The sequence below is a fragment of the Acinetobacter stercoris genome, from assembly GCF_900323515.1.
GTDB classification, from domain to species: domain Bacteria; phylum Pseudomonadota; class Gammaproteobacteria; order Pseudomonadales; family Moraxellaceae; genus Acinetobacter; species Acinetobacter stercoris.
Window position 1 is genome coordinate 1 of sequence record NZ_OOGT01000189.1, and the last position, 7,853, is coordinate 7,853.

Genomic DNA, 7,853 nt, shown 5'->3' on the forward strand with positions numbered 1-7,853 from the left:
GGTTTTGACCACTGAAATAAAGTTTTCAATGTCCATGGTATCCATCACCTGACCACCAAAGCGTTCAGACACGATACCTGTACGGATACCTTTACGTGAAGAATACATGGCTGCAGTTGCGCCCGCAGGTCCACCACCAATCACTAAAACATCAAATGCATCTTTGGCATTTAATTTAGCCGCTTCTTTTGTTGCAGCATTGCTATCCAGTTTGGCAACGATTTCTTCCAGAGTCATACGACCTTGACCAATATGTTCACCGTTTTGGAACAACATCGGTACAGCCATGATTTTACGTTCTTCCACTTCCTCCTGAAAGAAAGCACCATCAATCATGGTTGCAGTTGTACCAGGATTGTTGATCGCGATCAGGTTTAATGCCTGAACTACGTCTGGACAGTTATGACAGCTTAAAGAAACAAATACATCAAAGTCAGCAGTCAGTTGTAGATCTTTAATCTGGGCCAGAATTTCATCAGAAACTTTAGGTGCATAGCCAGAAACCTGAAGCAATGCCAAAATCAGTGATGTAAATTCGTGCCCCATTGGCAAGCCTGCAAAGAATACGCGAGGTTGTTCACCTGCTTTAGCAATACCAAAGCTAGGCACACGTTTATTTTGACCATCGAAACGGGCAGTGACTTGAGGAGATAATTCAGCAATTTCAGACACCAGTTCCTTGATTTTTGCTGATTTGTCAGAGTCATCAAGAGCAGCGACAAGTTCAATAGGGCTTTCTAAACGTTCGAGATAAGCTTTTAATTGAGCTTTAATATTTTGATCTAACATGCTAACACTCTCCAAAGGAGTTAAATTCTGTTCTTGAGATAGATATTACGTCAAATGCATAAATAGGTAAAACAGTTTATTTTTATACTTATGATCGATTTTTTGATTGGGTGTTGATTTTAACCAGGCTTTTTTTATTGTTATTTGCAATAAAGAGTTTGTCATGATGTATGACAATATTCAAATGAATAAGAAATTAAAATTGAGGAAACGATAATATTTTGTAAATTAACTATATTTTTCATTTTTAATTTGTTTTAACATCAGGTGACATATAGTGATTGGGAGGAAAAATGATGTTAAAAAAAGGAATTTATCAACATTATAAAGGAAATTTATATCAGGTTTTTCATGTTGTTACTCATAGTGAAACCAGAGAAAAATTAGTTGTTTATCAATGTTTATATGGTGATTATTCTATATGGGTCAGACCATTGGAGATGTTTTTAGAACATGTAGATATAGATGGAAAGAGTTTACCGCGATTTAAACTGCTACAAGTAACGGAATAATTTATATTTTAACTATTTTGACGCATAATAAAAATACAATAAAGAGCGCTGATAGAGGACTAAAGGAAGCCATAAAATGAGCCTAAATGAAGAGTTTCTACAACGTGTAAATCAGCTATATCAAATTTTCATTAAACATGATGCCACGATGCCAGACCGGATTCATCGCTACAGAAATATAGAACCTGAGTCAGCACAATATTTGGCGATGCTCATCCGTATACAACAGTCCAGAAAGATATTGGAAATAGGAACCTCTACGGGTTATTCAACATTATGGTTAGCGGATGCAGCTCAGGTAACACAGGGGCAGGTGACTACGCTTGAGATAGATGAAAAGAGGACTCATCAGGCTAAACAATATGCAAAGGAATTGTCAGTCGATAATGTAATTGATTTTTGGGTTGGTGATGCCCAGAAATTCATTGAAACATCGAGTGAAATATATGATTTTATTCTGCTAGATGCGGAACGCGAAGCTTATGTCAATTATTGGAAATATTTACCGAATATGATTCAGCCACAGGGTGGGGTACTTATTGTTGATAATGTCATTTCGCATGCAGCAGAAGTAAAAGACTTCATTTGTGAAGTAAAAAAAGACAATCGCTTTATGACGACGACATTATCATTAGGTGCAGGATTGTTTATGGTCGTTTTTAAATCATAAGCTTAAAAATCAGGGGAAATTCCCCTGATTTATTGAATCGAAATACGAGTAAAATGTAAGTCATATTCTAGGTATTTATGCACGAAAGCCGTTTTATCACTACATCGAAGCAGGTTGTCATAGATAAACTCGGGGACAGGGTGGTAAAGTTCACCTGAACCATTATTATAAAAAATTTTTAAATACCGTGAAGAAGCATCGTATTTCCAAGAAGTCACGGCAAGCATTGTTCCCATAGGCAACCCCTTCTAGAAGGTGACGTTATTTTATAAGCGATCCATTCGCTTCCTCTGAAATTAATCCAGTTTTGGGGTGCCTTGTATTGGAGATTTGTAAAATGCTTCCTATTAATTTTCAAATAAATATCTCGATTTCGGAAATTCATATCACCAGACAACTCTTTACATTGCAGTATGATCGACGACCCTGATTTCATTTTGAATGAAAATGCATATATGCTGATAAAAGAAATCTGCATCCATATTTGGCATATTGAGATTATATAAATTTTCTAAACCGCAAGATGCGGCGATGAGTCGCCAAGCGATATCATCGATCTGTTTTATATCAAACTCAAACTTGTTTGCTGATAGCCCATGACTTAAAACCTGTTTTACAGATTTATGCCAAAGCTGTATTGCTTGCTGGTAGGCGCATTTGAAAATCGGATCACTATCAATAAGTTGTTCAGCATCATTCCAGAGTTTGAGATTTGTAAGTTCTTCAGCACTTTGTTCAAATCCTAAAATATTAGTTAATGAAATTAAGGCATCAGTTGTTATCGGATTTTCGGTTTCTAGATTCAGTCTGACTAAAGCAAGAAAGACTTCAACTTTCAATTCGGATACAGATCCAAAATGATGATGTACTTGTCCTACAGAGATACCTGATGTTGAGGCTAAGTGCCGTACAGTCAATGCATCTAACCCTTCTTTTAAAACTATTTGTTTTGCCGAATCAATGATTTGAGATTTTCTTTCTTGCTTGTTTAAGTACGTCATACCAATTAAACCAAATAAGTTGAACATATGTTCATTGATGTGTAATATATTCTGAACATTTGTTCAAATTAATAAAACCAGGTTATTCTATGTTACGCCAGTGGTACATATTAGCAATAGTTGTACTGATTTATCTTCCCGTATCTATTGATGCGACAGTATTACATGTGGCTGTGCCAACATTAACGCAAGCACTCACACTCGATAATAATCAAATGTTGTGGGTTATTGATATCTATTCTCTCATGATGGCAGGTTTGCTTTTACCAATGGGGGCATTGGGTGAACGATTGGGCTATAAACGGTTGATGCTCATCGGTGCGAGCATTTTTGCTGTAGGTTCTCTGCTTGCTGCCTTTGCAATTTCTGCAAACATGCTCATTTTTGCCCGTATCATTTTGGCATGTGGTGCAGCAATGATTATTCCTGCTACATTGGCATGTGTCCGGAGTGTCTTTTTGAATGAAAAACAACGTAATTTTGCATTAGGGATATGGGTTGTTGCTGGTGGTGGGGGAGCTGCTTTTGGTCCTCTATTGGGTGGCTTCTTATTGGAACATTATCATTGGGGCTCTGTATTTTTAATTAATATTCCATTGATTTTTTTGGTATTGATTGGCGGTTATTTTCTTTTACCCCAGCAATCAATCAACTCACGTAAGCATATTAATATTCTTGATGCAGTAGTTTTAACAAGTTCTATCTTATTCATTATTTATGCAATTAAAACCTGTATGAAAGCATATGATCAGTCTGTTGTCGTATCAGCATTATTGGGAATCGGCCTTTTAATTTATTTTATTCATAAACAGAAAACGAGTTTAGAACCTTTAATTGATCTAAGTTTGTTTAAAATCCAATCTGTAAAAATGGGATTTATGATCTGTGTCTTTACTATGATTGCTCTGGTTGGATTTGAGCTATTGATTTCTCAGGAATTACAGTTTGTTTATGGGTTTTCTCCGTTAGAAGCTGGCCTGTTTATCTTGCCATTTATGATTGCAGTAAGTCTTAGCGGAATATTTGCAAGCTTTTTAATTAATCGTTTTGGTGTACGGCTTGTGAGTTTGTTGGGCTTGGCGTTATCAGCGATCGCTTTTGTCGGATTAGCAGAAACAGATTTTTCACAGAATGCTTATTATGCATGGTTCTGGATGATTGTGTTGGGTGCAAGTATTGAAGCAACTTTTTTAGCTGCAACATCTGCGATTATCTCGGCGAGTCCTGTCGAAAAAGCAACGGCTGCTGGTTCAATTGAAGGAATGTCTTATGAATTGGGTACGGGCTTTGGTGTCGCAATATTTGGTTTATTAGTATCCTATTTTTATCGTCATAAAATACAATTTCAGAATTTAATGGATAATAAGCATTTTGATCTTGCCAAAAATTCAATCGCAGAAACAGTACATGTTTTATCTGGACTGGATTCAAAGTTCACAACAGAAATACAGTTGCTCGCTAATCAGGCTTTTAGTTCGGCTCATCATTCAGTTTTGTATGTCTCCAGTATGACATTGCTATTTTTAATGTTATTTGTCGCGTTTTACTGGAAAAAAAATAGCCATTAAACGGTATTCAGTTTTCGGATTTTGTGACTATGAAATGTGGTGAAAATTATCAAAAATAGTTTAACAGGGTGTGTCAGTGATGAAACTTAGGCCAGCTTTTTATTTCCTTTTAACACTATTAAAAGAACGCCACTGAGGGAGATAAGAAGCGAAAAAATAGACCATAACGTCAGTTTCTCTCCAATAAAGATCCATGCTAAAAAACCTGCCATTAAGGGGGTAAGCATGCCAATGACAGTGTTGGCAACAGGATCAATCTTACTGGAAGCAATATTATTTAAAATGCTCGGTAACGCTGTTGCAAATATTCCAAGCAGTAGAAGGAGAGAAAAATTAAGCGTAGAAAATGTGAGATGCTGATCAATTTTAAATAGACTGAAACTTGTAAGTATGATCGCAATAACATAAGTATATTTGTTGACTTGGTTTAGATCTTGGTTAGTTAAAATAGCCTTGTTATTCCAAATCAACTGGGCATTTATGGCTTTAAAAATGGCAGCAGAAAATGCCAGTAGACATCCCCAGAGCATAATCCGGGGTTGGTTATCCGCAATATTTAAAGATGGATAAATATAGAAGGCAACACCGAGAAATGCGAGTAAAAATCCAGATATTTCAATAAAAGAGATTTTTTCACGTTGGATGGCTTTATATATAATTGCAACACAAGGGGACAGTGACATCAATAATGTTGCCAGTGCAACAGGAGCGTAAATAAATGAATAAGTTGCAGTTAAATAATAAAGTACCATCAGTGATGCAAGTCTCAGTTGTAATTTAAGTTTATTAGCAAAATGTGATGTGAGAGGAGTAGGTCGTTTTCTGGATTGATCAAGAATGAAAATAAAAATGCCCGCAATGACAAATCTGGAAAATAAAATGAGTGCAATAGGAATATTTTGAACACTTTTGACAAAAATTCCTGTTGTTGCCCAGAGAAAGGCGCAAAGTAGGCTGTACATCATCCTGGTATCCAGATAAAAGTATTCATTAAGGTTTCTTTAAATAAACGTCGATAAAATAGAATATGAACAGTGCGGCAAGACTATGTTTATGTTGGCAAAAATAAAACAATGGGTAAAAGTGTTAAAACAACAAGTTATCGTCGTTTGGTTAGTTGCCAGAGATGATAGAACACCTGTTTTCATTAAGATGCTTGCTTTTTTCTTTGCTGCTTATGCACTATCTCCAATTGATTTGATCCCTGATTTTATTCCTATTATCTGTTATCTAGATGATATGATTATCGTGCCCTTAGGTTTATTTCTCGTTATAAAATGTACACCAGATACAATTATACAAGATTGCCGTACCAGAGCTCTAAGCATTTCTAAACGACCAGTAAGTCGTTGGGCAGCCTGTATTATTATCATACTTTGGTGTACTTTATTACTGCTATTGTTCAATATTTTCTTAGACCTTTATCTGGAAAATGAGAATAAAATTTTTGATATTCTAAGTGAAATATTCCAAGTATTTTAACTTCGTCCAGCAATACTTCCACCACCATCAACTGAAATGACCTGACCTGTGATGTATCCAGCCTGTTCGGATAGTAGAAAATTAACCAGATAGGCAACATCTTCAGGTGTCCCTAGCTTATGCATGGGGATTGTATTGAGAATCTTTGCTTCAGCATCACTACCAACAGGTCTATTTTTTCTAAATAGTTCAGTTTCTATAGGGCCTGGTGCGACTGCATTTGAGGTAATTCCATATTCTGCAAGTTCTAAAGCCCATGTACGGGTACATCCGACGAGGGCACTTTTTGCAGCAGAATAGGCTGTCCGGTCCAATGAACCATATATTGCACGGCTACAGATATTAATGATACGCCCATTTTGCTGATTTTTGAGCTGTTGTGTGAAATGTTGGGTTACTTGAATTGCAGTCCTTACGTTCAAATCAAGTACCTGTTGCAAAACATCCAGTTGTATTTCACCTAATGCTTGGGGAGATGCAATTCCTGCATTATTGACGATGCCATAGATTTCATAGTTTGAGGAGATCTGTTTTAAAACCGTTTCTGTTTTTGCTATATCGGAGAGATCACAGGGGAACAATGTACCCGAAAATTTTATATTTTCAGTATGTCTTGCTATGCCGATGGGATGAAATCCTTGAGCATCTAAAAGTGTGCAAATCGCTTTGCCAATGCCTTTTGTTGCACCTGTAACCAAGACGTATTTTTGAGTCATTCTTGTTATCCTTTGTTGATATTTAATCCTAATCCAAAAACAGAGGATAAAAAGTTAAATATTTGTGACGGCAAGATGATTATTTTTCTGGGCTAAACCGGTATATTTTTTTATAATATAGCTCACCTTGAGCTTGAGTGATGTATTCAAACTTACGTTTGTTCAACACTTTAATTGATGCGATATTATGATGATCGACATAGGCTTCAATACTTTTTATTTTGAAATTTTCTAATAAGTAGTTTCCTAGTCAAATAACAGCTTCTGTTGCATAGCCTTGGTTCCAGAAATCCTTAAAAATGATATATCCAATCTGAGTATCTTGTTGAGATAAACATATTGTAGCTTGTAAGTTTCCCAGCACCTGATTATCTACGTCTTTGCCAAAAATGAGCCAATTTAGCCAAAGTTCATCAGAGTTTTCTGAACCTTGGATTAGAATTTTATAATGCCGTTCTAACTCTGCTACAGATGAATATTTTTGGTCTGGGATATAATGATATATTTCATCATTTTGGAGATAAGGAAATACCATTTTTGCATAATCGAGAGTTAATGGAATAACCGTAATCTTAGCCATTCATCCAGTATATTTTTAACAATATTGATCCAAGCATAATGCGGGAGAATATCGATTATGATTGATATATTTTTGTTATGAAATGCTATGGCTTACAGAATTTTTCTAAAAGACAAACTTAATCGGCCATTTTCTACATCACATTTAGGAATTGAATGCTGCCAAAGCTTTTGTACATTCTGATTCATATAAATCAGGCTTCCAGAATTAAGAAAATACTCTCTAGTCTGGTTTTTATCTCTGATATTTCTAAACTTGAGTATCCTTTCTGCTCCCAAAGAGATAATTGCGATTCCTGTATCGGTTTCTAAAATATCAATTTGATCGGAATGCCATCCCATCCGAGATTTTCCATTTTCATAATAGTTAATTAAACAATTGTTTGGTTGAAAATTTAATTGATTTTTGAGCTGATGGATTAATGGAGTTAATTCGTCAGGAAAAGGAGTCTCATCATAGTTGATTTGTGAGTAATTATAAGCTTTACCATAACTTGCTGTTTTTCGGGCTAACATGCGTTCATCCCATTTAATAT

The 7,853-nt window shown here is 35.7% G+C and carries 11 protein-coding genes; 4 read left to right on the forward strand and 7 right to left on the reverse strand.

All coding sequences use genetic code 11. The annotated features are described in order from the left end of the window. On the reverse strand, positions 1 to 789 hold a 789-nt coding region (locus tag KPC_RS15800), incomplete at its 3' end, for a thioredoxin family protein (protein ID WP_171334516.1). Positions 790 to 1,082: 293 nt separating this feature from the next. On the opposite strand from KPC_RS15800, the gene KPC_RS15805 reads away from it, so the two are divergent. Further along, positions 1,083 to 1,301, forward strand: a complete 219-nt coding sequence (locus tag KPC_RS15805; RefSeq protein ID WP_121975317.1) for a DUF1653 domain-containing protein — start codon at positions 1,083 to 1,085, stop codon at positions 1,299 to 1,301. Between the two features lie 76 nt (positions 1,302 to 1,377). Continuing rightward, positions 1,378 to 1,971, forward strand: a complete 594-nt coding sequence (locus KPC_RS15810) for an O-methyltransferase (protein ID WP_121975318.1) — start codon at positions 1,378 to 1,380, stop codon at positions 1,969 to 1,971. A gap of 29 nt (positions 1,972 to 2,000) precedes the next feature. On the opposite strand, the gene KPC_RS15815 is transcribed toward KPC_RS15810, so the two are convergent. Both KPC_RS15815 and KPC_RS15820 read right to left on the reverse strand, forming a co-directional pair. After that, on the reverse strand, positions 2,001 to 2,207 hold the full coding sequence (locus KPC_RS15815) for a KTSC domain-containing protein (RefSeq protein WP_121975319.1): 207 nt from the start codon (positions 2,205 to 2,207) through the stop codon (positions 2,001 to 2,003). Between the two features lie 165 nt (positions 2,208 to 2,372). Then, on the reverse strand, positions 2,373 to 2,972 hold the full coding sequence (locus KPC_RS15820) for a TetR family transcriptional regulator (protein WP_121975324.1): 600 nt from the start codon (positions 2,970 to 2,972) through the stop codon (positions 2,373 to 2,375). An 89-nt stretch (positions 2,973 to 3,061) separates the two neighbouring features. On the opposite strand from KPC_RS15820, the gene KPC_RS15825 reads away from it, so the two are divergent. Continuing rightward, the gene (locus KPC_RS15825; protein ID WP_121975320.1) at positions 3,062 to 4,540 is read left to right on the forward strand and encodes an MFS transporter; all 1,479 of its coding nucleotides are present in this window, start codon (positions 3,062 to 3,064) and stop codon (positions 4,538 to 4,540) included. 86 nt (positions 4,541 to 4,626) lie between these two features. Here the strand turns inward: KPC_RS15825 and KPC_RS15830 are convergent, their stop codons facing one another. After that, on the reverse strand, positions 4,627 to 5,505 hold the full coding sequence (locus KPC_RS15830; RefSeq protein WP_121975321.1) for a DMT family transporter: 879 nt from the start codon (positions 5,503 to 5,505) through the stop codon (positions 4,627 to 4,629). 82 nt (positions 5,506 to 5,587) lie between these two features. Here KPC_RS15830 and KPC_RS15835 point away from each other — a divergent pair, with 82 nt between their 5' ends. Then, positions 5,588 to 6,022, forward strand: a complete 435-nt coding sequence (locus KPC_RS15835) for a YkvA family protein (RefSeq protein WP_228212287.1) — start codon at positions 5,588 to 5,590, stop codon at positions 6,020 to 6,022. On the opposite strand, the gene KPC_RS15840 is transcribed toward KPC_RS15835, so the two are convergent. The 3 genes from KPC_RS15840 to KPC_RS15850 form a co-directional block, all read right to left on the reverse strand. Next, complete coding sequence (locus KPC_RS15840; RefSeq protein WP_121975322.1) at positions 6,019 to 6,738, reverse strand: SDR family oxidoreductase; 720 nt, start codon at positions 6,736 to 6,738, stop codon at positions 6,019 to 6,021. The two genes, KPC_RS15835 and KPC_RS15840, sit on opposite strands and share 4 nt — an antisense overlap. A 250-nt stretch (positions 6,739 to 6,988) precedes the next feature. Next, positions 6,989 to 7,318, reverse strand: a complete 330-nt coding sequence (locus tag KPC_RS15845; RefSeq protein ID WP_121975323.1) for a GNAT family N-acetyltransferase — start codon at positions 7,316 to 7,318, stop codon at positions 6,989 to 6,991. A 92-nt stretch (positions 7,319 to 7,410) separates the two neighbouring features. Then, positions 7,411 to 7,853, reverse strand: a 443-nt coding sequence (locus tag KPC_RS15850; protein WP_121975326.1) for an alpha-ketoglutarate-dependent dioxygenase AlkB, incomplete at its 5' end; no start/stop codon positions are given.

Coding starts and splice junctions, on each gene's coding strand:
- KPC_RS15835 (WP_228212287.1), top strand. CDS start 5,588: ATGTTTATGTTGGCAAAAATAAAACAATGGGTAAAAGTGTTAAAACAA.
- KPC_RS15820 (WP_121975324.1), bottom strand. CDS start 2,972: ATGACGTACTTAAACAAGCAAGAAAGAAAATCTCAAATCATTGATTCG.
- KPC_RS15815 (WP_121975319.1), bottom strand. CDS start 2,207: ATGGGAACAATGCTTGCCGTGACTTCTTGGAAATACGATGCTTCTTCA.
- KPC_RS15810 (WP_121975318.1), top strand. CDS start 1,378: ATGAGCCTAAATGAAGAGTTTCTACAACGTGTAAATCAGCTATATCAA.
- KPC_RS15805 (WP_121975317.1), top strand. CDS start 1,083: ATGATGTTAAAAAAAGGAATTTATCAACATTATAAAGGAAATTTATAT.
- KPC_RS15840 (WP_121975322.1), bottom strand. CDS start 6,738: ATGACTCAAAAATACGTCTTGGTTACAGGTGCAACAAAAGGCATTGGC.
- KPC_RS15845 (WP_121975323.1), bottom strand. CDS start 7,318: ATGGCTAAGATTACGGTTATTCCATTAACTCTCGATTATGCAAAAATG.
- KPC_RS15825 (WP_121975320.1), top strand. CDS start 3,062: ATGTTACGCCAGTGGTACATATTAGCAATAGTTGTACTGATTTATCTT.
- KPC_RS15830 (WP_121975321.1), bottom strand. CDS start 5,505: ATGATGTACAGCCTACTTTGCGCCTTTCTCTGGGCAACAACAGGAATT.